29 protein-coding genes and 1 pseudogene are annotated in these 21127 nt (G+C 72.7%); 15 read left to right on the top strand and 15 right to left on the bottom strand.

The features are described 5' to 3' along the window. Positions 1–5: 5 nt before the first annotated feature. The 5 genes from glpX to QE370_RS00435 are packed head-to-tail and all read right to left on the bottom strand — an operon-like array spanning position 6 to position 4093. Positions 6–1013 (bottom strand): class II fructose-bisphosphatase, encoded by a 1008-nt coding sequence (glpX, locus tag QE370_RS00455; RefSeq protein ID WP_144433772.1) that lies wholly within the window; start codon positions 1011–1013, stop codon positions 6–8. 29 nt (positions 1014–1042) lie between these two features. Then, entirely contained in the window at positions 1043–2098 is a 1056-nt protein-coding gene (locus QE370_RS00450; RefSeq protein ID WP_253023807.1) for a sulfate/molybdate ABC transporter ATP-binding protein, read from the bottom strand. After that, positions 2095–2940, bottom strand: coding sequence for an ABC transporter permease (locus QE370_RS00445; RefSeq protein ID WP_309633021.1), 846 nt, complete (start codon positions 2938–2940; stop codon positions 2095–2097). Before QE370_RS00445 ends, QE370_RS00450 begins: the two co-directional genes overlap by 4 nt. Beyond that, the gene (gene modA / locus QE370_RS00440) at positions 2937–3707 is read right to left on the bottom strand and encodes a molybdate ABC transporter substrate-binding protein (RefSeq protein ID WP_309633020.1); all 771 of its coding nucleotides are present in this window, start codon (positions 3705–3707) and stop codon (positions 2937–2939) included. Before modA ends, QE370_RS00445 begins: the two co-directional genes overlap by 4 nt. Next, positions 3704–4093, bottom strand: a complete 390-nt coding sequence (locus QE370_RS00435; RefSeq protein ID WP_309633019.1) for a TOBE domain-containing protein — start codon at positions 4091–4093, stop codon at positions 3704–3706. The genes modA and QE370_RS00435 overlap by 4 nt, the downstream gene beginning before the upstream one ends. Before the next feature lie 80 nt (positions 4094–4173). Here QE370_RS00435 and QE370_RS00430 point away from each other — a divergent pair, with 80 nt between their 5' ends. Then, on the top strand, positions 4174–4704 hold the full coding sequence (locus QE370_RS00430; protein WP_309633018.1) for a DUF4245 domain-containing protein: 531 nt from the start codon (positions 4174–4176) through the stop codon (positions 4702–4704). On the opposite strand, the gene QE370_RS00425 is transcribed toward QE370_RS00430, so the two are convergent. Both QE370_RS00425 and xseA read right to left on the bottom strand, forming a co-directional pair. After that, on the bottom strand, positions 4683–4919 hold the full coding sequence (locus QE370_RS00425; RefSeq protein WP_253023815.1) for an exodeoxyribonuclease VII small subunit: 237 nt from the start codon (positions 4917–4919) through the stop codon (positions 4683–4685). The genes QE370_RS00430 and QE370_RS00425 overlap by 22 nt on opposite strands. After that, complete coding sequence (gene xseA, locus QE370_RS00420; protein WP_309633017.1) at positions 4909–6123, bottom strand: exodeoxyribonuclease VII large subunit; 1215 nt, start codon at positions 6121–6123, stop codon at positions 4909–4911. The genes QE370_RS00425 and xseA overlap by 11 nt, the downstream gene beginning before the upstream one ends. 190 nt (positions 6124–6313) lie before the next feature. Between xseA and QE370_RS00415 the strand changes: the two genes are divergently transcribed. The 7 genes from QE370_RS00415 (at position 6314) to QE370_RS00385 (ending at position 12062) form a co-directional block, all read left to right on the top strand. Further along, complete coding sequence (locus QE370_RS00415; protein ID WP_309633016.1) at positions 6314–7303, top strand: 4-hydroxy-3-methylbut-2-enyl diphosphate reductase; 990 nt, start codon at positions 6314–6316, stop codon at positions 7301–7303. A gap of 164 nt (positions 7304–7467) precedes the next feature. Further along, the gene (locus tag QE370_RS00410) at positions 7468–7806 is read left to right on the top strand and encodes a hypothetical protein (protein WP_253023818.1); all 339 of its coding nucleotides are present in this window, start codon (positions 7468–7470) and stop codon (positions 7804–7806) included. Positions 7807–7998: 192 nt separating this feature from the next. Continuing rightward, the gene (locus QE370_RS00405; RefSeq protein ID WP_309633015.1) at positions 7999–8496 is read left to right on the top strand and encodes a DUF5819 family protein; all 498 of its coding nucleotides are present in this window, start codon (positions 7999–8001) and stop codon (positions 8494–8496) included. A gap of 80 nt (positions 8497–8576) precedes the next feature. After that, positions 8577–9464, top strand: coding sequence for an HTTM domain-containing protein (locus tag QE370_RS00400; protein WP_253023820.1), 888 nt, complete (start codon positions 8577–8579; stop codon positions 9462–9464). Between the two features lie 401 nt (positions 9465–9865). After that, a complete protein-coding gene (locus QE370_RS00395; RefSeq protein ID WP_253023821.1) occupies positions 9866–10708 on the top strand; it encodes a serine hydrolase in 843 nt (280 codons plus the stop codon). Beyond that, positions 10705–11601: a serine hydrolase gene (locus QE370_RS00390; RefSeq protein WP_253023822.1), complete on the top strand. Its 897-nt coding sequence runs from the start codon at positions 10705–10707 to the stop codon at positions 11599–11601. The genes QE370_RS00395 and QE370_RS00390 overlap by 4 nt, the downstream gene beginning before the upstream one ends. Beyond that, positions 11598–12062: a hypothetical protein gene (locus QE370_RS00385; protein ID WP_253023823.1), complete on the top strand. Its 465-nt coding sequence runs from the start codon at positions 11598–11600 to the stop codon at positions 12060–12062. Before QE370_RS00390 ends, QE370_RS00385 begins: the two co-directional genes overlap by 4 nt. Positions 12063–12089: 27 nt before the next feature. Here QE370_RS00385 and QE370_RS00380 read toward each other — a convergent pair whose 3' ends face one another. Beyond that, positions 12090–13004, bottom strand: a complete 915-nt coding sequence (locus QE370_RS00380; protein ID WP_309633014.1) for a gamma-glutamyltransferase — start codon at positions 13002–13004, stop codon at positions 12090–12092. An 88-nt stretch (positions 13005–13092) separates the two neighbouring features. Further along, a pseudogene (locus QE370_RS00375) lies at positions 13093–13920 on the bottom strand (gamma-glutamyltransferase); the annotation flags it as partial. Positions 13921–14055: 135 nt separating this feature from the next. Here QE370_RS00375 and QE370_RS00370 point away from each other — a divergent pair. Then, positions 14056–14496, top strand: a complete 441-nt coding sequence (locus tag QE370_RS00370; protein WP_253026066.1) for a YdeI/OmpD-associated family protein — start codon at positions 14056–14058, stop codon at positions 14494–14496. Here the strand turns inward: QE370_RS00370 and QE370_RS00365 are convergent. Genes QE370_RS00365 through QE370_RS00355 form a run of 3 tightly spaced genes read right to left on the bottom strand, consistent with a single transcriptional unit; the run spans position 14486 to position 16160 of the window. Next, on the bottom strand, positions 14486–15316 hold the full coding sequence (locus QE370_RS00365; RefSeq protein ID WP_253026068.1) for a class I SAM-dependent methyltransferase: 831 nt from the start codon (positions 15314–15316) through the stop codon (positions 14486–14488). The two genes, QE370_RS00370 and QE370_RS00365, sit on opposite strands and share 11 nt — an antisense overlap. A gap of 1 nt (position 15317) precedes the next feature. Continuing rightward, entirely contained in the window at positions 15318–15767 is a 450-nt protein-coding gene (locus tag QE370_RS00360) for a DUF6542 domain-containing protein (protein ID WP_253026070.1), read from the bottom strand. A gap of 60 nt (positions 15768–15827) precedes the next feature. Then, positions 15828–16160 carry an antibiotic biosynthesis monooxygenase gene (locus tag QE370_RS00355; RefSeq protein ID WP_286690106.1) on the bottom strand — a complete coding sequence of 111 codons (333 nt, stop codon included), beginning with the start codon at positions 16158–16160 and terminating at the stop codon, positions 15828–15830. A gap of 54 nt (positions 16161–16214) precedes the next feature. Between QE370_RS00355 and QE370_RS00350 the strand changes: the two genes are divergently transcribed. From QE370_RS00350 to QE370_RS00330, 5 genes are all read left to right on the top strand, one after another. Continuing rightward, the gene (locus tag QE370_RS00350) at positions 16215–16784 is read left to right on the top strand and encodes a GNAT family N-acetyltransferase (protein ID WP_309633013.1); all 570 of its coding nucleotides are present in this window, start codon (positions 16215–16217) and stop codon (positions 16782–16784) included. 11 nt (positions 16785–16795) lie between these two features. Continuing rightward, positions 16796–17884 carry a redox-regulated ATPase YchF gene (gene ychF, locus QE370_RS00345; protein WP_253026086.1) on the top strand — a complete coding sequence of 363 codons (1089 nt, stop codon included), beginning with the start codon at positions 16796–16798 and terminating at the stop codon, positions 17882–17884. Positions 17885–17992: 108 nt separating this feature from the next. Next, a complete protein-coding gene (locus QE370_RS00340) occupies positions 17993–18226 on the top strand; it encodes a FitA-like ribbon-helix-helix domain-containing protein (RefSeq protein WP_253026088.1) in 234 nt (77 codons plus the stop codon). Continuing rightward, positions 18223–18642, top strand: coding sequence for a type II toxin-antitoxin system VapC family toxin (locus tag QE370_RS00335; RefSeq protein WP_309633012.1), 420 nt, complete (start codon positions 18223–18225; stop codon positions 18640–18642). Before QE370_RS00340 ends, QE370_RS00335 begins: the two co-directional genes overlap by 4 nt. A gap of 23 nt (positions 18643–18665) precedes the next feature. After that, positions 18666–19004, top strand: coding sequence for a glyoxalase superfamily protein (locus QE370_RS00330; RefSeq protein WP_309633011.1), 339 nt, complete (start codon positions 18666–18668; stop codon positions 19002–19004). A 78-nt stretch (positions 19005–19082) separates the two neighbouring features. Here QE370_RS00330 and QE370_RS00325 read toward each other — a convergent pair whose 3' ends face one another. Both QE370_RS00325 and QE370_RS00320 read right to left on the bottom strand, forming a co-directional pair. Continuing rightward, a complete protein-coding gene (locus QE370_RS00325; RefSeq protein WP_309633010.1) occupies positions 19083–19496 on the bottom strand; it encodes a hypothetical protein in 414 nt (137 codons plus the stop codon). A 65-nt stretch (positions 19497–19561) separates the two neighbouring features. After that, positions 19562–20047 (bottom strand): DinB family protein, encoded by a 486-nt coding sequence (locus tag QE370_RS00320; protein WP_309633009.1) that lies wholly within the window; start codon positions 20045–20047, stop codon positions 19562–19564. Between the two features lie 57 nt (positions 20048–20104). On the opposite strand from QE370_RS00320, the gene rnhA reads away from it, so the two are divergent. After that, on the top strand, positions 20105–20566 hold the full coding sequence (rnhA, locus tag QE370_RS00315; protein ID WP_309633008.1) for a ribonuclease HI: 462 nt from the start codon (positions 20105–20107) through the stop codon (positions 20564–20566). Positions 20567–20775: 209 nt separating this feature from the next. On the opposite strand, the gene QE370_RS00310 is transcribed toward rnhA, so the two are convergent. Then, positions 20776–21096 (bottom strand): hypothetical protein, encoded by a 321-nt coding sequence (locus tag QE370_RS00310; protein WP_253026100.1) that lies wholly within the window; start codon positions 21094–21096, stop codon positions 20776–20778. Between the last annotated feature and the right edge of the window lie 31 nt (positions 21097–21127).

Here is a 21127-nt window from a genome sequence, read left to right as displayed (position 1 = left end):
TCGGCTCAGCGCTCGTAGTCGATGGCCGAGTAGGCCTTGAGCTTCGTCAGCTGGTGCTCGCTCGTGATCTTGCGGATCGTGCCGCTGCGCGAGCGCATCACGAGCGACTCGGTGAACGCCTTGCCCTTGGCGTAGCGGACCCCGTCGAGCAGCTCGCCGTCAGTGATGCCGGTGGCGACGAAGAAGCAGTCGTCGGCGACGACGAGGTCGTCGGTGAGCAGCACCCGGTCGAGGTCGTGCCCGGCGTCGATGGCGCGCTGGCGCTCGTCGTCGTCGGTGGGCGCGAGCCGACCCTGGATGACGCCGCCGATCGCCTTGATGGCGCAGGCCGTGATGATCCCCTCGGGCGTGCCGCCCGTGCCGACGAGCAGGTCGACGCCGGTGTCGGGGCGGGCCGCGACGATGGCACCGGCCACGTCGCCGTCGCTGATGAACTTGATGCGTGCACCTGCGTCGCGGATCTCCTGCACCAGGGCGGCGTGGCGGGGTCGGTCGAGCACGCAGACGGTGACGTCGCTGTTGCTGATGCCCTTCGCCTTGGCGACGAGGGCGATGTTCTTGGACACCGGGAGGCGGATGTCGACCTGGTCGGCGGCCTCCGGGCCGGCCACCAGCTTCTCCATGTAGAAGACGGCCGAGGGGTCGTACATCGACCCGCGGGGCGCGACGGCCATGACCGAGATCGCGTTGGGCATGCCCTTGGCGCACAGGGTCGTGCCGTCGATCGGGTCGACCGCGACGTCGCACTCGGCGCCGGAGCCGTCGCCGACCTGCTCGCCGTTGAACAGCATGGGCGCCTCGTCCTTCTCGCCCTCGCCGATGACGACGACGCCGTCCATCGTGACGGTGTTGATGAGGCTCCGCATCGCGTTGACGGCGACGCCGTCGGCGCCGTTCTTGTCGCCGCGCCCGACCCAGCGACCGGCGGCCATGGCACCGGCCTCCGTGACGCGGACGAGGTCCAGGGCGAGGTTGCGGTCCGGGGCTTGGGCGGCGGGCTGCAGGCTTTCCACGCTCCGCACCCTACCGGCGTCGGCGCCGGTCAGAGGCCGTGCACCTGCACTTCGCTCGCCTTGACCACCAGGTGGACACGTCGACCGGGCTCCAGGAGCAGGTCGGCGACGGCGTCGACCGTGACGTCGGCGCTGACGACGTCGGTCCGGACGAGGGCCCGGCGACCGCGTGGCTCGACGGCCGTGACCGTGGCGGGCCAGACGTTGCGAGGGCTGCCGGCGGGCGCCTCCAGGTGCACGGCGACGGCGGCCGGGTCGAGCACGGCGACCGCGGGGACCCCGGCGGGGGGCGTGGTGCCGGAGGCGTGGACGACGAGCCCCTCGGGCGTGTGCAGACCCGGCGCCGTCGCCGTGCCCCGCAGCAGGTTGAGCCCCGCGAGCTCGGCCGCGAACACGCTGCGCGGTTGCTCGAGCACGCGCTGGGTGGGGCCGACGTCGACGACGCGGCCGTGCTCGACGACGGCCAGCGTGTCGGTGAGCAGCAGGGCGTCCAGCACGTCGTGGGTGACCAGCACGGCGGTGCGGCCGGCGTCGCGACGTCGGCGCAGCACCTGTGCGAGGGTCGTGCGCAGCTGCGGCACGACGGCCGCGTCGAGCGCGGCCATCGGCTCGTCGAGCAGCAGCACGCCAGGGTCGGGGGCGAGGGCGCGCGCGAGTGCGACGCGGGCCGCCTGCCCGCCCGAGAGGGTGCCGGGCCGCCGGTCGGCGAGATCGGTGCACCCGAGCTCGGCCAACCGGTCGCGGGCGATCCTCTCCGCCTCGCCGCGCGAGGCCCCCCGGCTGCGTGGTCCGAAGGCGACGTTCGCGACGACGTCGAGGTGGGGGAACAGCAGCGGCTCCTGGGCCAGCAACCCGACCCCGCGCACGTGCGGCGGTGTCCACCGGCCCGTCGCGGTGTCCACGAGCACCTGGTCGTCGACCTCCAGGCGCGCGTGAGGGGGTCGCAGCGTCCCTGCGAGCGCCGCGAGCACGGTCGACTTGCCCGCGCCGTTGGGCCCGACCAGCCCCAGCGTGCTGCCTGCGGCGACGTCGAGCGCGAGGTCGACGTCGCGTTCCGGCACCTGGAGGCGCAGCGCGATGCTCACGAGCGACCCTCCCGGCCGCGCACGAGCACGATGACGAGCACGGCCACCACGACGAGCAGCAGGGAGAGCGCGACGGCGGCGTCGGGGTCCGTCTCGCGCTGCAGGTAGATCTCGAGCGGCAGCGTCCGCGTGACCCCCTGCAGGCTGCCCGCGAAGGTGATGGTGGCACCGAACTCCCCGAGTGCCCGCGCGAACGCGAGGACCGCGCCGGACACCAGTCCGGGCAGGACGAGCGGCAGGCTGACTCGGCGCAGCACGGTCGAGGGTCGCGCCCCGAGCGTGGCGGCGACGGTCTCGTAGCGGTGCCCGGCGGTGCGCAAGCTGCCCTCGAGGCTGATGACCAGGAAGGGCAGCGCCACGAACGTCTGGGCGAGGACCACGGCCGTGGTCGAGAAGGCCACCTGCACGCCGAGCACCTCGAGGCTCGAGCCGAGCAGTCCGCGGCGCCCGAAGGTCGCGAGCAGGGCGATGCCGCCGACCACGGGTGGCAGGACGAGGGGCAGCAGGACGAACGCGCGCAGCAGGGCCTGGCCCGGGAACCGGGTGCGGGCGAGCACGAACGCCATGGGCACGCCCAGCAGCACGCACAGCACGGTGGACGCTGCGGCGGTGCGCAGGCTGAGCCAGAGCGCCGCGCGCGACGACTCCGACGTCAGCAGCGCCGGGAGGTCCGACCAGTCGACGCGGGTGAGCAGCGCGACGACGGGCACGACCACGAGCGCGGCACCGAGCGCCGCGGGCAGCCAGACCCACCGGGGGAGGTCCCCGGCCGTGCGCTGGGTGCGTCGGGTACTCGTCCCCTGCGGCACCTCGGGTGCGAGCGGCGCGCCCCCAGGGCTCACGGTCGGGCGAAGCCGGCGGCGCGCAGCACCTTCTGGCCCTGCGAGCCGGTGACCAGCTCGACCCAGTCGCGGGCCAGTCCGGGCTGCTTGGCGTCCGAGAGCACCGCGATCGGATAGGTGTTGACGACCTGCGAGGCCTGCGGCACCTCGACGGTGCGGACGCTGTCGCCGGCACCCTTCGCGTCGGTCACGTAGACGAGTCCGGCGTCGGCCTCGCCTGACGTCACCTTCGTGAGCACGTCCGTGACGGACTGCTCCTCGCTGTCGGGCGCGAGGGTGACGCCGGCGGCGGTGGCGAGCTTCTGCGCGGCACTGCCGCAGGGCACCTGCGGTGCGCAGACCACGACGTCGAGGTCGGGGTCCGCGAGGTCGTCGAGGGACGTGACGTCGCCCGGGTTGTCGGGAGGCGTGACGATGACGAGCGTGTTGGACGCGAAGTCCTGGGGGTCGCCGGACACCAGGTCGTCACCCACGAGCGTGTCCATGTTCTTCTCGTCGGCGGAGGCGAAGACGTCCGCGGGCGCCCCCTCGCTGATCTGCGAGACGAGGTCGGAGGAGCCGCCGAAGCTCAGCTGCACGGTGACGCCCTCGTTCGCGGCCTCGAACTCCTTCGCCAGCTCGGTGAAGGTGCCCTTCAGCGATGCGGCGGCGTAGACGACGAGCGTGCTGTCGACGTCGGCCCGCGGGTCGACGGCGTCGTCGTTTCCGCACGCGGCGAGGGGGAGCAGCAGCGCGGCGGCGGCCGCGGCGGTCGCAAGCTTCTTCATGATGGGACCTCCAGGGAGACGTTCGTGGACTTGACGGTCGCCCAGGCGACGCTGCCGGGCTCGAGCCCGAGCGCGTCGACGGACTCCCGGCTGACGAGGGAGACGACGCGGTACGGACCGCAGACCAGCTCGACCTGCGCCATCACGGTGTCGCTGGTGATGCGGGTGACGATCCCGCGCAGCTGGTTGCGGGCGCTGATGTGCTCCGGCCCGTGGTCGGGCGTGGCCGCGTGCTCCGCCGCGAGGCGCGCGAGCTCGGTGCCCTCGATGCCCGCCCGGCCGTCGACGTCGACCGGGCTGAACCGGCCCTGCTGCTGCCAGCGACGTAGGGTGTCATCGCTGACGCCGATCAATGCTGCGGCGTCGGAGAGCTTGTGCACGACCATGCTGCGGAGCGTAGCCGCACTCGCGGCGGTGTGCCGACGAACGGGCCGCGTCTGCGGCGAGATCACATCCTGGAGGACGCATGGCCGGCTCGAGCCGCGGCAACCCGAAGCTCGGCGACATCATCCGGTCGGTCGGCGTGCTCGGTGTCGGCCTGCTCGTCGTCTGGGGGGTGGCGCACCTCTTCTACGGCAACGCCCCGAAGGAGCCGCGGGTGCCGGCCGTCGACTACGCGGCGGTGCTGCCCGGGGCAGAGCGTGAGACGGGCGCCGACCTGCTGGCGCCCACGTCGCTGCCCGAGGGCTGGAAGGTGACCTCGTCGCGGGTGCGCGAGAAGGTGTGGAGCCTCGGCACGCTCACCGACGACCAGCGCTTCATCGGTATCCAGCAGGCCCCGGGGGCCGAGGAGGCCACGGTCGAGGAGCTGGTGCCGGGCAGCGAGCGCGTCGACGAGGTCGAGATCGGCGACCAGACGTGGACGCGTTGGTCGTCGCCGGACGACGAGACCACGTACTCGCGCGTGGTCCCGGGACCGCGGGAGGACACGACGGCGGTCGTGACGAGCGACGTCGACCGGACGACGCTCGAACGCTACGTCGCGTCGCTGTCCTGAGCCTCGTCGTCGCCTCGGGCGGCCCGGTCGAGACGTTCACGCGCGCCGTCGAGCCAGCGTTGGCACACCGTGGCGAGCTGCTCGCCGCGCTCCCAGAGGGCGAGCGACTCCTCGAGACCGACGCCGCCGGTCTCGAGCCGCTGCACGACGGACACCAGCTCCTCGCGGGCCTGCTCGTAGGAGAGGTCGGGGGCGGGGTCGGGCTCAGTCGGCATGCGGGGTCTCCTCGGTGCGGTCGGTCGTGACGTGGGCGCTGCCGTCGGCGAGGCGCACCACGAAGGCGGCGGGCACGTCGGCCACGGAGGTCAGCACGTGCCCGTCGGGGGTCTGCGCAACCGCGTAGCCGCGCTCGAGGGTGGCGAGCGGCGACAGCGCCCGCACGCGCGCCAGGTGGTGCCCGACGGCGTCGTGCTCGCGGTCGAGCCGGTGCCGCAGGGCGCGGTCGGCGCGCTCGCGCAGGTGGGTGAGGGCGTCGTGCTGCGTGTCCACGAGCACGTGCGGCGCGGCGAGGACGGGGCGTGAGCGCAGCTGCGCCAGTCCGTGCGCCTCGCGCTCGACGAAGGTCGTGACGGCGCGGCGCAGTCGGGAGCGCGCGTGGGCGATCCGGTCCTGCTCCTCGGCGGCGTCGGGGACCACGCGCTTGGCGGCGTCGGTGGGGGTGGAGGCGCGGACGTCGGCGACGAGGTCGAGCAGGGGCGTGTCCTGCTCGTGCCCGATGGCGCTGACCACGGGCACCCGGCAGGCGTGCACCGCGCGCACGAGCGACTCGTCGGAGAAGGGCAGGAGGTCCTCCAGCGACCCTCCGCCGCGGGCGACGACGAGCACGTCGACCTGCGGAGCGAGCTCCTGCACGGCGGCCACGACGTCGCGCGCCGAGCCGGCTCCCTGCATGAGCGCGTGCCGGACGACGAACCGGACGCCCGGCCACCGCAGGCGGGCGTTCTCGAGCACGTCGCGCTCGGCGGCCGAGGCGCGTCCGGTGACCAGCCCGACGGTGCCGGGCAGGAACGGCAGCGGCTTCTTGAGCCGGGCGTCGAAGAACCCCTCGGCCGCGAGCAGCTGCTTGCGTCGTTCGAGCTGGGCGAGCAGCTCGCCCTCGCCGGCAGGACGGATCTCCCGCACCTGCAGGGTGAGCGAGCCGTTCGGCTCGTAGAACTCCGGCCGGGCGTGGACCACCACGCGCGCGCCCTCGGTGACGGGCGCGGCCGACGCGTCGAGGACGGACACGTGGCAGGTGGCGCGGATCGAGAGGGTGGCCCGCAGGTCGCGGAGCACGAGGAAGCAGACGCCGGGACGTCGGGTCAGCTGCGCCACCTCGGCCTCGACCCAGATCGCCCCCAGCCGCCCCACCCACTGCCCGATCAGCGTCGACACCTGCCGCAGGGGCGCGGGGGAGTCCGCCGTCGTGTCGAGCGCCATGCGCCTCAGCCTAGGAGGTGGGAGATTCCCAGGTCGCCCTGGGAATCTCCCGCCGGGCACGGTTTCCTCAGCGAAGCACGGAATGCTCTCCGTGCTCCGTTGAGATTCCCGTGCCTCGACCGGGCGGTCGGCGGCTGGCGGGGTCGCGCCGACGGGCTCGCGGTCTGTCGCCGGTCGGTACGATGCACCTATGACGACCCACGTGGACCTCGGCATGCCCCCCGTCGGCGGGAGCGTGCTCCTCGCCGACCCGCGCGGCTACTGCGCCGGCGTCGACCGCGCGGTCATCACCGTCGAGAAGGCGCTCGACCTCTACGGGGCGCCGGTGTACGTCCGCAAGCAGATCGTGCACAACAAGCACGTCGTCAACACGCTGGCCGAGCGCGGAGCCGTGTTCGTCGAGGAGCTCGACGAGGTGCCCGAGGGCGCGACGGTCGTGTTCTCCGCCCACGGTGTCTCGCCGATGGTGCACGAGCAGGCCGCCGAGCGTGGGCTCAAGACGATCGACGCCACGTGCCCGCTCGTCACCAAGGTCCACCACGAGGCCCGCCGCTTCGCCGCCGAGGACTACCGCATCCTGCTCATCGGACACGCGGGCCACGAGGAGGTCGAGGGCACTGCGGGCGAGGCGCCCGAGCACATCACCCTCGTCGAGAGCCCGGACGACGTCGACTCCCTCGAGTTCCCCGAGGGCACCCGGCTGTCGTGGCTCTCGCAGACCACCCTGAGCGTCGACGAGACGATGGAGACCGTCCGCCGGCTGCGCGAGAAGTTCCCGCAGCTGGAGGACCCGCCGTCCGACGACATCTGCTACGCCACCCAGAACCGTCAGGTCGCGGTCAAGGAGATCGCGAAGGACGCCGACCTGGTCATCGTCGTCGGCTCCTCGAACTCCTCGAACTCGGTGCGCCTGGTCGAGGTCGCGCTCGAGGCGGGCGCGTCGGCGTCCTACCGCATCGACGACGTCAGCGAGCTCCAGGAGGAGTGGCTCGACGGTGTCGAGACCGTCGGCGTGACGTCGGGTGCCTCGGTGCCCGACGACCTCGTCCAGGACGTCCTCACCTACCTCGCCGAGCACGGCCACCCCGACGCGGCCGCCGTCCGCACCGCCGACGAGACGCTCACCTTCGCCCTCCCGCCCGAGCTGCGCCGCGACATGAAGGCTGCCGGCCAGGTCTGAGAAGGGCAGACGGCGCGATCTGCGAGAGGCGCGAAGCAGGCGAACCTGCCGGCGCGTCCCGCAAGTGGGTGTGACGTGCAACTTTCCTTGAGGAGTTCTGGAAGTCTCGCTAGTTTCTCTCCCCAGCGGGTCCTGGAGTGGGGCCCTGGACGAGGGGGAGAAAGATGAAGAAGAGGATCGTCGTGACGGCCGCTGCTGCCGCCACTGTCGTAGCGGGCGCCACCTTCGGGTCGGCAGCCACCGCCGACTCCGAGGTGATCGCGTCGCCCTACGTGGCCGCAGTCGAGGCCCAGCCGGACGACGTCGTGGAGGCTCGGCCGCAGGCCATCCCTGGCATCGTCGCCGCGGCAACCGCCGCTGGTCGGGGCTTTACCGCGGCGCAGGCTCCGCGCTACGCCGGCGAGGTGGCGCGCGCTGCCAGCTTCATCCAGGGAGTCCTGGGCGGAAGCAGCTACGCCAGGACGTCGGCGCCGGGCACGTCCGTCGACGTCATCTTCGACTGACGTCTCGCGTGGACGTCCAGGAGGACGGCGCGGCCCCGTTGACGGCGCGATCGCGCCTGACGCGGGGCCTCGCGCTCGCTACGGTCGTCGTGGCGGGCTTCGTGTACTTCGCAAGCGCCGTCCTGACGACTGCGCCCATCACCCCCCTCACACTCGTGCACGGTGAGCGCGCGAACCGGGTGCTGAGTCCATATGTCTCGCAGAACTGGCAGCTGTTCGCGCCCCGACCCGATCAGCGAGGACCGCGGCATCGCCGCACAAGTGCGGTGCGCCGACGGAGCCGAGTCACCCTTCGTCGACGTCACGACCCCGACGGTGGAGGCGGTGCACCGTAGCCGCTTCTTCCCATCCCGGATGTCGCGTGTGGTCAGCAACGGCATCATGCACGTCTTCCTGCAGGACCCTTTCCTCCTGCGGTTCCGCGAGGACGCACCCGACAGCGACGCTCCGGAAGCGCTGCCACGTGCCGAGCAGCTCTCGCCGCAGGAGCGCGAGAGCCGTGCGCGGGGCGAGCGGACTCTGCACCGCTTCGCCGCATGGGCATTGGCCGACCGCTGTGCCGAGGCCGGCGAAGTTTCGCAGGTCCGCCTGAGGTACGTGATCCACCGCTTTCCGCGGTGGTCCGAGCGGGACCGGTGGAGTGAGACAGGCGACGTCGACGTACTGGAGACCGCATGGGCGCGCCTCTGATCTCGGCCACGGATCGCATCCTGCAGTCGGTCGGTGACCGGCCCCGGGCGCTCGTGGGGTTGGCCGCCGCTCGGATCGGCGTGGGCGTCGCCCAGCTGTCGCTCTTCCTGTCCGACTACGGAGACCGGCGCGTGTTGTTCGGCGCGGAGTCGTTCTACCCGCGTGAGGACGTCGGTCACGCAGGCGGCTTCAACCTGTTCGTAGCGCTCGGTGACGGGTCGGTCGCCTTCGAGCTCCTCTATCACCTCGGGATCGTGCTCTGCGTAGCGATGGTCGTCGGTGTCGGCGGTCGGCTCGTGATCGCTGGAGCGTGGGCGGTCTGTTGGACGATGTGGGGGGCCAATCCGTTCCTCATCGACGGCGGCGACAACCTGTCGATGATCGTCATGCCGTTGCTGGCCGTCAGCCGGTGCACGGACCGGCTGTCCGTGCGCAGCAACTGGCCGCCGATCGCGCGGGTCCGGCGGGTCGGTCACACGTGGTGGGCGACCATGCTCAGCAACGCCGCGGCTCTGGCGATCGCACTGCAGATCTGTCTCGTCTACCTGATGAGCGGGCTGTACAAGGCCCAGGGTGACATGTGGATCGACGGCACGGCGCTCTACTACGTGATGCGTACGCCGGAGTACTTCCACCCGGCCCTGTCGCCGCTGGTGCTTGAGCATGACCACGTCGTCGTCCTCGGCACCTACGGAGCCATGCTGGCGCTCATCGGGTTCCCGTTCCTGGTCGTCTCCAGGTCGGTGCGGCCGTGGGCCGTCTTGATGATGGTGACGTTCCACCTCTCGATCGCGCTGTTCATGGGTCTGACGAGCTTTGCGCTGGTGATGATCGCCTGCGACACGATCTTCGTGTCCTCCCACCTGGAACGGTTCGTGGCCTGGCTGCGCGGCCGGGGCGGAGCTGGGGCGGACGACGGGCCGCGGTCCGAGGACGGGCGGCCATCGGCTGTGGAGATCGACGCATGAGGACGTCGCTGGTGCTGGCGGTCGCCACCGTCCTGGTGCTTGCGGGCTGCTCCGAGAGCCCGGACCCGGCACCGCGCCCTGGCGCTAGCGCGTCGAGTGCAGCGAGGTGGCTCGTCGACGGTCTCAACGGCGAGGGGCTCTCCACTGCCGACCGGCGGTACTTCTCCAGTGCGTTGTCCGACGGGGCTCAGTGGCCGGAGGTGACCCGTGCGGTCCGGGCCGTCGTCGACGACGGTCCGTGGGAGGTCGTCGACGAGGAGACGAAGGGACCGGTGGCTCGCCGAGTGCTGCGATCGAGCGCCGGCCGGACGCTCCTGCTACACCTCGAGCGAGGCGAAGGAGGAGCGATCGACGTGCTCTGGTTCGGTCCAGCGGTCGACCGCAGTGTCGCCGCGGCCGACGTGCAGGACGTCCGTCGTGTGTCTTCCACGCTGCCCGTGCGGTGGTCCGCAGCCGCGCTGCGGGTCGGCGAGGACCGGGCTGAGGTCGTCGGCGCGTCGCCGGAGGACCTGTTGCCCATGGCCTCGGTGGCCAAGGTGGTGGTCGCAGCGGGCGTGGCTCGCGGGATCGACGATGGTCGCCTGTCGCCGCGACAGGCGGTGCGCGTGGGAGCCCGCGACCAGTCGGCCCCCGTCACTGCCCGCACGCCTGCCGCCGGTGAGCGCCGCACGATCGACGAACTGGTCGCCCTGATGCTGCAGACCAGCGACAACACCGCGACGGACGCCCTGCTCCGCGTCGTCGGTCCGGACGGCGTGACGGCGGCCTGGGAGGAAGCCACCGGGCGCCGCTGGTCCGGCCCGTTCCTCTCGACGAAGCAGGTGTTGCAGGCGGGATGGGGCGCCGAACCCCTGCCCGCTGGTGCGGATCTCGGGGACGCGGAGACTCGTGAGGTGCTGAGGCGGGTCGCCGCGGCGACGGTCGACGTCGATCCGCGCGCCGTGACGACGCCCCGATGGCAGGACGGCCTGGACTGGACGGCGCGGTCCACCGACATCGCTGCCCTGGGCGCATGGTTGCTGGAGCATCGCGGGTTGTTCGGCCCGCAGGCCCGCGCCGTCCTAGACGACGACTTCACGAAGCCGGGCGGGGCGCCCGGCGTCGTCGCGGAGCTGCGGTGGACGTTCGACGACAGCGGTGCCACCGTCGCGGTGGCCCAGTTCGCCGGTCGCACGACCAGCGACGTCGGCGACGCGGAGGGGCTCCTCATGCTCGCCGATCGGACCCTGGAGGTGGAGCGATGAGCCTCCGGACGAGCGTCGCGGCCCTTCTGCTGACCAAGGACGGGGAGCGGCGCGAAGGCTCGGGCTGGCACCGGCCGGGGCAGCCGGTCCGGTGGGGCTCGGTGTCGAAGATCCTGACGGCCGGGCTGGCCCACGCGATGGTCGAGCGCGGCACGTGGAGGTGGGACACGACGGTCGAGGAGGTGCTCGACTCGACGTCGCCGATCACCGTGGCCGAGCTCGTCCGGCACCGGTCGGGGCTGCCGCGCACTGCCCCAGGTCAGCGCCGCGAGCTCCTCGATCCTTACCGGCGGTGGACGCGAGAGCGCTTCGACCACGACGTGCTGCCCGAGCTCGACGCGCTCGTCGACCAGCACCGTCGGGTGGTGGGCGAGTACTCCAACCTCGGCTACGCGGTGCTGACGCGGATGCTGGAGGAGGTCGGCGGGCCGTGGATCGAGCAGGTGCGGAGCACGCTCGTCGAGCCGGCCGGTCTCGACCCGAGCGCGTTCGACATCGCCCGGAGGACCGGCGAGCGTGACGACGTCGTCGAGGCGCTGAGCATCTGGGGCCGCCCCCTCGACGAGTGGGTCATCGGCGACGGCCCGTTCGTCGGGGCGGCGGGTCTCGTGGCCACCCTCGACGACATGGCGGCGCTCGTGCGGGCCTCGGCCGACGGCGGCCTGCTCGATCCCTCTCGGCAGCCCCACGCCTGGCGGGTGGACGACGGCCTGGCCGTCCACCACGGCGCTCTCATGCGCTGCGGGGCGGTGGTGGCGTGGCGTCCCGCCACAGGGATCGTGGGGGTGGCCAGCGCCGTCGGCGGACGGGCGGCCTTCGCCGATCGACGGGCCGCGGACGTGCTGGACCAGCTGGCGTCCGCAGCGGCGCCTGAGGAGGGGGAGATGTCATGAGCGAGCACCGCATGGCCTGGCTGGTGACCACCGACGACGCGGTGGCGGTCGGCGACCCGTGGCGCGATCACCTGATGCTCACGACCGAGGGGCTCGTGCACCGACGGCTCGACGTCGATGCCGAGGCGATGGTCGACGAGGCGACGTGGTCGTGGGCCGACGTCACCGACCTGCTCGTGTCCGCGCCGACGAGTCGCACGTCGAAGCCCGGACTCTGGGCCTTTCTCAGGGCTGCGGCAGCCGAGGCCACAGGCTGGGGCAGCACCCTGGCGTCGGTCGAGGTGGCGGCACGCATCGTCCATGCCGACGGCACCGATGCGCTGCTGCTCCTCGACGGCCACACCGGGAGCGGGTACCCCGCCGAGGACCAGGAGGAGGCGCGCACCATGCTGCGGCGCGTGCTGGAGGACCCCGGCACCATCCCGCAGATTCGGAACCTCATCGCCCATTCTGACTCGTGAGATGGGCGATGAGGTTCCAGAACGTGGCTATCGGCGGTCGGGTCGCACCACCAGGGCGGTGCCGCCACCGCGACGTTGCGGCTCGGCGACGGCGGTGAGGCGGCCACGGCGGTCCTGCTCGATCGCGGCCACCGCGCCGATCTCGGCCTGCGACGTGAACGCGTCGCCCGACGGCGTCAGCTGCTGGCCGAAGGGGGCGAGCAGGCCGCCGTACTGCTCGATGAAGGCCGGCTCGGCCGGCGTGACGGCCGCGTTGCGCTGCGACGCGCGCGGCGCGGCGACCGCCTGCGGCAGCGTCATGCCGAGGTCGATGCGGTTGAGGAGCACCTGCAGCACCGTCGTGATGATGGTGGCGCCACCGGGCGAGCCGACCACGTACTTCACCCGGCCGCGGTCGAGCACGATCATCGGCGACATCGACGAGCGCGGCCGCTTCCCGGGCTCGATCCGGTTCGGGTCCTTCGGGTCGTACACGGCCGTGAAGTCGGTGAGCTCGTTGTTGAGCAGGAATCCGCGCCCCGGCACCGTGATCGCCGAGCCGCCGGTCTGCTCGATGGTCAACGTGTAGGAGGCGGCGTTGCCCCAGCGGTCGACGACCGAGAGGTGGGTCGTGGAGATGTTCTCGGTGTCCGGCTTCTCCTCGGCGGCCCGGGTGGTGCAGGGGGCGCCGTCGAGCGCGCCCGCCGCCACCGGCCGCTGCGACGCCTGCGTGGGGTCGATGGTGCAGGCCCGTGAGTCGGCGAAGCGCTGGCTGAGCAGGGTGCGGACGGGGACGTCGGGGACGTCGCCCACGTACGCCGCGCGGTCGGCGAACGCCCGTGCCGACGCCTCGAGGAACAGGTGCAGCGAGGAGCCGAGGCGGGCGCCCCCGCCCAGGCGGTAGCCCTCGAGGATGTTCAGCGCCTCGCCGACCGCGATGCCGCCCGACGACGACGGAGCCATGCCGTACACGTCGAGACCGCGGTACCGGCGCGCGGGTCGGTGCCTGGCGGTCGACCCGGTAGGTGGCGAGGTCACGCTCGGTCATGGAGCCGGGCGGGGCCGGCAGGTCGGACGCGGGGTCCTTCGGCGGCGCCTGGACCGTGCGCGCGACGTCGCGGGCGACGGACCCGGTGTAGAAGGCGCGCGGCCCCTTCGCCGCGATCAGCGACAGCGTGCGGGCCAGCTCGGGGTTGCGGAAGGTGCTGCCGACCTGGGGCGCGTCGCCGCCGGGCAGGAACAGCCGGGCGGTGTCGGGGAAGGCCGCGAACCTGTCCTTGTTGTCGAGCGTCTGGCTGCGGAACGTCCGGTCGACCGTGAACCCGCGCTCGGCGAGCTTGATGGACGGGGCGAGGGCCTGGCGCAGCGACCAGCGACCGTGGTCGCGCAGGGCCGCCTCCCAGGTGGCCGGCGTCCCCGGGACGCCGACCGCGACGCCGGACGAGACGAGCTCGGGCGTGAACCGGTACGGCTTGCCGGTGGACGGGTCGATGAACGCGTCGCGCGTGATGCCGGCGGGTGCGGTCTCGCGACCGTCGATGGTGCTGACCTTCCCGCGCTTCGCGTCGTAGTAGACGAAGTAGCCGCCCCCGCCGATCCCGGCGCTGTACGGCTCCGTCACGCCGAGGGCGGACGCGGTGGCGACCGCGGCGTCGGCCGCGTTGCCGCCGCGACGCAGCACCTCCAGTCCCACCTTCGAGGCCTCCGCGTCGACGGAGGCCACGGCGCCGCCCGACCCGTAGGCGGTCGGCGAGGCGGCGGGTGGTCGGGACGGTCGCGGTCCGGCGTCGGCGGACGTCGTGGTGGCGACGAGCGCGCTGGCCGCGAGAGCCCCCGCGGCGAGCCCGGTCACGGCGCGGACGGTCGGTCGTGCGGTCATGGTGCAGCCTCTTCCCCCGAGGACGGCCCGGTGCGGGCCCGGTCCGCCCCACGGTAGGCAGCAGGTCGGACACGGGCAACTGGTCCCCGTGGTCCTGTGGCGGTCCTAGGCTGGCGCCGACCCCAGGAGGAGATCGTGGACGAGCTGCAGCTGACCACCACCGTGGAGCCGCGGGGGCCCGCCGCCGCGATCGTCCTGTCCGACGACCAGGTCGCCGTGCTCGGCGATGCGAAGGCCTTCCCCGTCACCGTGACGATCGGCGCCTCGACCGCTCGACTGCGGCTGGCTCGCATGGGTGGGGAGAACCTCGTCGGACTGAGCAAGGCCGCGCGCGCCGAGCTCGGTGTGGAGGTGGGGCAGGTCGTCGACGTCGTGCTGCGGGCCGACGCCGCGCCGCGCGAGGTGGAGGTCCCTGTGGCGCTCGCCGAGGCGCTGGACGCCGCCGGCGTGCGAGCCGCCTTCGACGCGCTCGCGCCCTCGCGACGCAAGGAGCACGCCCGCAGCGTGGCCGACGCGAAGGGCGACGACACGAGGGCGCGCCGCGTGCAGAAGGTGCTCGACGCCCTCAGCGGCTGAGCGTCGCGACGATCGTGAAGCTGGCGGCCAACCGCTCCGGTCGGTCGGTGAGCCGGTGCTCGCCCGGCAGGTCGGGGTGGGGCGACATGAAGCCCGGCAGGGGGACCCAGGGGACGGAGTCGTGCTCGAGGACGGTCTCGAGCCGCATCCCGTGCGCCAGGAGGGCCATGAGGATCTCCGCCAGGCCGTGCGACCACTCGTGCGACGGCAGCCCGGGGAGCGAGTGGTCGTCGGGGTCGACGTAGGAGGCCGTGTCGGTGAAGACCAGCGGCTGCTCGTGCTCGGCGTACGGGTAGACGAGCTCGATCCGCCCGTCGACGACCTCGAGCGTGCCGAGCATCGGGTGGCAGTCGCGGAAGACCAGGCGTCCACCGGGGCGCAGCAGCGCCGCGACGGTGGCCGCCCAGCGGTCGATGCTCGGCAGCCAGCACACCGCGCCGATGCCCGTGTAGACGACGTCGAAGGCTCCTCGGCCGAGGACGTCGGGCGCGGCGTGGACGTCGGACTCGACGTAGGTGATCTCGGCCCCCACGTCGGCCGCGAGACGTCGGGCCTCGGCGAGGGAGGCGGGGGAGAGGTCGAGACCGGTGACGCGTCCGCCGAGGCGGTGCAGGCTGAGGGTGTCGGTGCCGATGTGGCACTGCAGGTGCACGACGTCGAGTCCGGTGAGGTCGCCGAGCCGCGGCTGGTCGAAGCGCACGACGTCGCTGAGGACGGACGGGTCGCGGCGGTACCGGTCGAGGTCGTAGGACGTCGAGGCGGCGTGCCGCGCGGCGCGGCTGTCCCACATGGCTCGGTTGAGCCGCTGGTACTCCTCCACGTCAGCGCACCCGGCGGGTGCGACGTGGGTGGTGCGGGTCGAGGAGGATGCGCGCGACGATGGTCAGCAGCGCGAGCCCGTGGCCCACGAGGAGCGTGACGCCCCGGTCGATCGTGCCGGTGAGGGTGCGTCCGAACCAGCCGGTGCCCTCCGGCAGCCCCGCGACCTCGACCGCGTCGGGCGACAGCGCGGCCGCGAGCCCCACGCACACAACCAGCAGGATCGGCGGCAGCACGCCTGCGGGCAGCAGCGAGCGGACGTCGATCGCGAGCGGCACGGTGACCGCGGTGAGCACGAAGCCCACCGAGAACACGGCGCCGAGGCGACCGTCGGTGCTCACGTCGAGCAGCGTGACGAGCAGGAGCGCCACGAACGCGAGCAGGATCGTCCGGCGGGCCCCGACGTCGTTGGGGGCCAGCCCGACGCGTGCGGTTGCCACGGTGGCGGCCATGGACCCGACGCTAGGCCATGACGCCGACAGAACCGTGGCAACGCGCTGGAACGACGGGCGTCAGGCGTGTCCGGGCGAGCCGCCCGCGACGGTGTAGCTCCAGAGCTCGCTGTGCGAGGCGACCGGCTTGGGCTCCTCGCCGCCGGCGCGCTCGGACTCCGACCGGTGCCCGTGCGCGAACGCCGGGGACTGCAGCCAGGCCTGGAACGACTCCTCGTCGCGCCAGCGGGTGACGACGAGCCACTGCTCGCGGTCGTCGGTCGGCTTCAGCAGCTCGAAGCCCTCGAACCCCTCCGACCCGTCCACGGCGCCGGCGCGGGCGGCGAACCGGTGCGCCAGCTCGTCGCCGTTCTCGGCGGGGACGGTGATCGCGTTGATCTTGATGACGGTCATGGGCCCATCGTCGCACCGGAGTCCACGCCCACCGGGCGCGGATAGGGTCGACGCATGCTTCCCGACGTCATCGAGACGGAGCGGCTGCTGCTGAGGCCGTTCGAGCCGGACGACGCCCGTGCGCTGTTCGGCTGGTTCTCGCTGCCGGAGGTGGCGCGGTGGAGCGGTACCGGCGAGCCCATGCGCGACGTCGAGGAGGCCGAGGCGCGGATCGCGCGCATGCCTGAACGGAGGGGGACGCACCCGGCCGCCGCGATCCTCGCAGTCTGTCCCGACGCGTCTGCCCCGCCCGTGGGCATGGTGATGCTCGTGCCGATCCCCGCGTCGGCGGGCGTGGAGCGTGGCGGCGGTGTCGGCGACTGGGAGGTCGGCTGGCACCTGCACCCGCGCTCCTGGGGCAGGGGCTACGCGACCGAGGCGGCGTCGGCGCTCCTGGAGCGGGCCACGTCGGCTGGGCTGCCCCACGTGGTCGCCGTGACGCATCCGGACAACGCACCGTCGCAGGCCGTCTGCCGCCGGCTCGGCATGACCGACCTCGGGCTGCGCGACGACTGGTACGACCGCATGCTGCGTGCCTTCGTCCTGCCTCTCCCGGCGGTCGGGACCCGCGCCCCGCACCAGTAGGCTGGTGCCTCGTGGCACTCAGCATCGGCATCGTCGGACTCCCCAACGCGGGCAAGTCGACCCTCTTCAACGCCCTGACCAAGAACGACGTCCTCGCGGCGAACTACCCGTTCGCGACGATCGAGCCGAACGTCGGCGTGGTCGGTGTCCCCGACTCCCGGCTCGACAAGCTCGCGGAGATCTTCGGGTCGGCCAAGATCCTGCCCGCGACGGTCCAGTTCGTCGACATCGCCGGCATCGTGCGCGGTGCGTCGGAGGGCGAGGGCATGGGCAACGCGTTCCTGTCGCACATCCGCGAGTCCGACGCGATCTGCCAGGTGACCCGCGTGTTCCGCGACGAGGACGTCACGCACGTCGACGGCAAGGTCGACCCGGGCAGCGACATCGAGACCATCTCGACCGAGCTGATCCTCGCCGACCTCCAGACCGTCGAGAAGGCGGTGCCGCGCCTGGAGAAGGAGTCGCGCAAGGACAAGGAGCTCGTGGCGCAGCTGGAGGAGGCCCGCAAGGCCCAGGCCGCGCTGGAGTCGGGCACGGGCGTGCTCAAGGCGGGCCTCGACCTCGCGCTCCTGCGCGACCTGCACCTGCTGACGGCGAAGCGGTTCCTGTTCGTGTTCAACTGCGACGCCGACGAGCTGGCCGACGAGGCCCTCAAGCAGAAGATGCGCGACCTGGTCGCCCCCGCCGAGGCCGTGTTCCTCGACGCGAAGAGCGAGGCCGAGCTGGTCGAGCTCGGCGACGACGAGGAGGCGGAGGCGATGCGGGCGGAGATGCTCGCCGAGATGGGCGTCGAGGAGCCGGGCCTGGACGCGCTGGCCCGTGTCGGCTTCGCGACCCTCGGCCTGCAGACCTACCTGACCGCGGGCCCGAAGGAGGCGCGCGCCTGGACGATCAAGCAGGGCGCCACCGCTCCCGAGGCCGCCGGCGTCATCCACACCGACTTCCAGAAGGGCTTCATCAAGGCCGAGATCGTCTCCTTCGACGACCTCGTCGCGGCCGGGTCGATGAACGACGCCAAGGCCGCCGGCAAGGTCCGGATGGAGGGCAAGGACTACGTGATGGCCGACGGCGACGTGGTGGAGTTCCGCTTCAACGTCTGAGCCGGGGACGGCCGACGTGAAGCCCAGCCGACCGGGCTCGGGTCGGCGGACCGCACGTCCTCGCCTCGTTGCTATCATTCGTGATATCAACGAGGGGAGGTGGTCGTCGTGACCTCGATCGTGGTCCGCGGGCTCGAGGAGTCCGTCAAGAAGCGTCTCGCCGAGCAGGCGCGGGAGAACGGCAGGTCGATGGAGGCCGAGGCGCGCGACATCCTGACGAGAGCCACCCGGCGCCCCCACATCGGGCTCGCCCTGCTGCAGGCGGGGCAGGAGGCAGGCGGGTTCGACGACGTCGGGCTGCCGGGTCGCACCGACGAGGCCCGCGCGGCGGACCTCGAGTGATCGTCCTCGACACCAACGTCGTCTCCGAGGCCCTGCGGCGTGAGCCCGACGAGCGCGTGCTCGCGTGGCTGGAGTCGCTGACCGACGACGTCGCCATCACGGCGGTCACCCTCGCCGAGCTGCTGGCAGGTGTGCGCAGGCTGCCGGCCGGTCGGCGCAGCACGAGTCTCTCGGTCGCGATCGACGCCGCGGTCGAGCCGTACCGCGAGACGCGGGCGATCCTGCCGTTCGACGACGCCGCTGCCGGCGAGTACGCGGAGGTGCTGGCGACGCGCGAGCGCGACGGTCGCCCCATCCACACGGCGGATGCGCAGATCGCCGCGATCTGCCGCGTCGCGAGCGCCACCTGCGCGACGCGGAACGTCGCCGACTTCGACGGCACCGGAATCCGGCTCCTCGACCCCTGGACTGCCTGACTCAGCGGTGCGACGCTCGTCCCATGAGCCGCCCACCGGTCCAGGCCGTCCCGATCCTGCGCGTCCTCGACGTCGACGCATCGTTGCCCTGGTGGACGAGGCTCGGTTTCGCCGAGGAGTTCCGCCACGTGTTCGAACCGGGTCTGCCGCGGTTCGTCGGCGTCGTGCGCGAAGGGTGCCGGGTGTACCTGTCCGAGCACACGGGTGACGCGCCCGGCCCGGCGTTGGTCTACCTGTGGGTGCCCGACGTCGACCGGATCGCCGCCGACCTGGGCGCCGACGTCGAGCAGGTGCCGTGGGCGCGGGAGTGCGAGGTCACCGACCCCGACGGCAATCGGGTACGGGTGGCGACGGCGACCTGAGGGGCAGAGATTCTCCCTTCGCGAGGCACGGTCCACGAGAAGGGAGAAGCGCTGCCCGCGCAGAAGGAGAATCGTGGGTCACGCGATGGCGAGCAGGGCGAGCACCAGACCGGCGACCGCGGCGAGGGTGCGCACCCCGTCGGAGACCGCGAGCCGGCGCAGGAGCACGGGGGAGGGGCCGGACGTGCCGAGCCGCCCGTGCGTGGGGGCGGCGACGAGTGCGGTGGTGACCATCGCCAAGCTGTGCGCGGCGACCGCGGCGAGCACCAGCGGACGTGGCTCGGTGACGACGGCCCACCCGCACACCACCACCAGTGCCGCGTGGAGCGGACCGACCAGCACCACGATCCGGCGCGAGTGCGCGTCGTGCGCCAGCGCGAACTGGTCGGCGCCCACCGATGCGAGCGCCGGGTAGACCACCACCGACACCGTCAGCTGGAACGCTGCGTGCGCAGCACCCACCACGGCCAGGGCGACGACGGCGTCGGGCACGGGTCCTCCAGAGGTCTGGACCCGACGCTAGCCAGGGCGCGACCCGGCGCGCTCGACGAACGACCTCAGACCTCGCCGGACGTCCGTCGCGCCAGCAGCTGCTCCACGAGGATGTCGCCGTGCCCTGCGTGGCGGGCCAGCTCGGCGATCATGTGGCCGTAGACGTAGCGCAACGACACCGGCCCGTCGTGCCACGGCCAGGCCTCGTCGAGGTCGTGGTCGGCCGCGACGGCACGCGAGATGTCGCAGGCCTCGTCGAAGTCGGCGCGGACCGACGCGACCGTGTCGGCGTCGGTGAGCACGAAGCTGTCGGCCGGCGAGGCAGGGAGGCCGAGACGCTCGCGCGGGACGCCGGCCACGCGGGCGTGGAACCAGACCCGCTCGACGAACACCGCGTGCTTGACCAGCCCGAGCACCGTGGTCGCCGACGGCACCAGCCGGGTGCGCGCCTCGGCGTCGTCGACCTCGTCCAGCAGCAGCGCGATCTCCGCCCGCTGCACGTCGAGCAGCCCCTCGAGCACGGAACGTTCGTCGGCGGTGTGCAGGCTCATGGCGCCACGGTACGACCGTCGAGGGCCCGGCGACCAGGTGCGAGGATGGGCGACGCCATGACGACCGCATCCTCCACCGTCCCCGTCCTCATCCACACCGACGGCGGCTGCAAGCCGAACCCGGGCCCGGGAGGCTGGGGTGCCGTGCTGCGCTACGGCTCGCACGTGCGGGAGATGTGCGGTGGCGAGCGCGAGAGCACGACCAACAACCGCATGGAGCTGATGGCGCCGATCATGGCGCTGGAGACGCTGAACCGGCCCTCCATGGTGCACCTGTTCACCGACAGCTCCTACGTGCGGGGTGGCATCACGTCGTGGATGACCAGTTGGGAGCGCAACGGGTGGCGCACCTCAGCGAAGCAGCCGGTCAAGAACGTCGACCTCTGGAAGCGGCTCAAGCAGGCCTGCGAGCGGCACGAGGTGGAGTGGTTCTGGGTCAAGGGGCACTCGGGCGTGCCCGACAACGAGCTGGCCGACCAGCTCGCGACGCGTGGCCTGCGCGAGGCCATGCGCGCCTGAGGAGGGGCAGGCGTCAGCGACGACGGCCGTTGGCGCGCAGCGCGTCCAGCGCCTGCGCACCGACGAACACGTAGAAACCGAGCGTGCTGGCGACGATCGTGCGGGCGGTGGTCATGCACCGACGGTAGGCCGGTTTCGTGACCTGCGCCTCTCGAGCGCCCCGCCGCCGGGCGTCCGCGCCACCCGGACGCCCGGGGAGCCGAGGTCGCTCAGCCGTCCTCGGGTGGCCGGGTGAGCCGGATCGAGCGCGGTGATCCGTCGGGGTTGCGCCGTACCTGGCCGTGCCGCAGCTCGTCGTCCTCGTCCGGGGAGGGCATGACGTGGGCGGCCCGCTTCTGGCGCTCGAGCTCCTCGGCGGCGTCGGCGCGCGACGGGCTGAAGAAGTTGTCCATGACGCCCATGCCGTTGCCCATGGTGCCGAGACCGTCGCGACCGCCGGGCTGGTCGAGGGAGCGCTGGAACAGCCACAGCGCCACGACGAGCGCGACCAGCACGCCCACCCCGAACAGCACCACGCCGACCCACTCCATGGCGCGAGCCTACGCGGGGGCGGCGAGCACG

The organism is Aeromicrobium sp. SORGH_AS_0981, assembly GCF_031453195.1.
Taxonomy (GTDB): domain Bacteria; phylum Actinomycetota; class Actinomycetes; order Propionibacteriales; family Nocardioidaceae; genus Aeromicrobium.
Note: the sequence above shows the minus strand (reverse complement) of the source record. Positions and strands in the feature narration are given on the sequence as shown.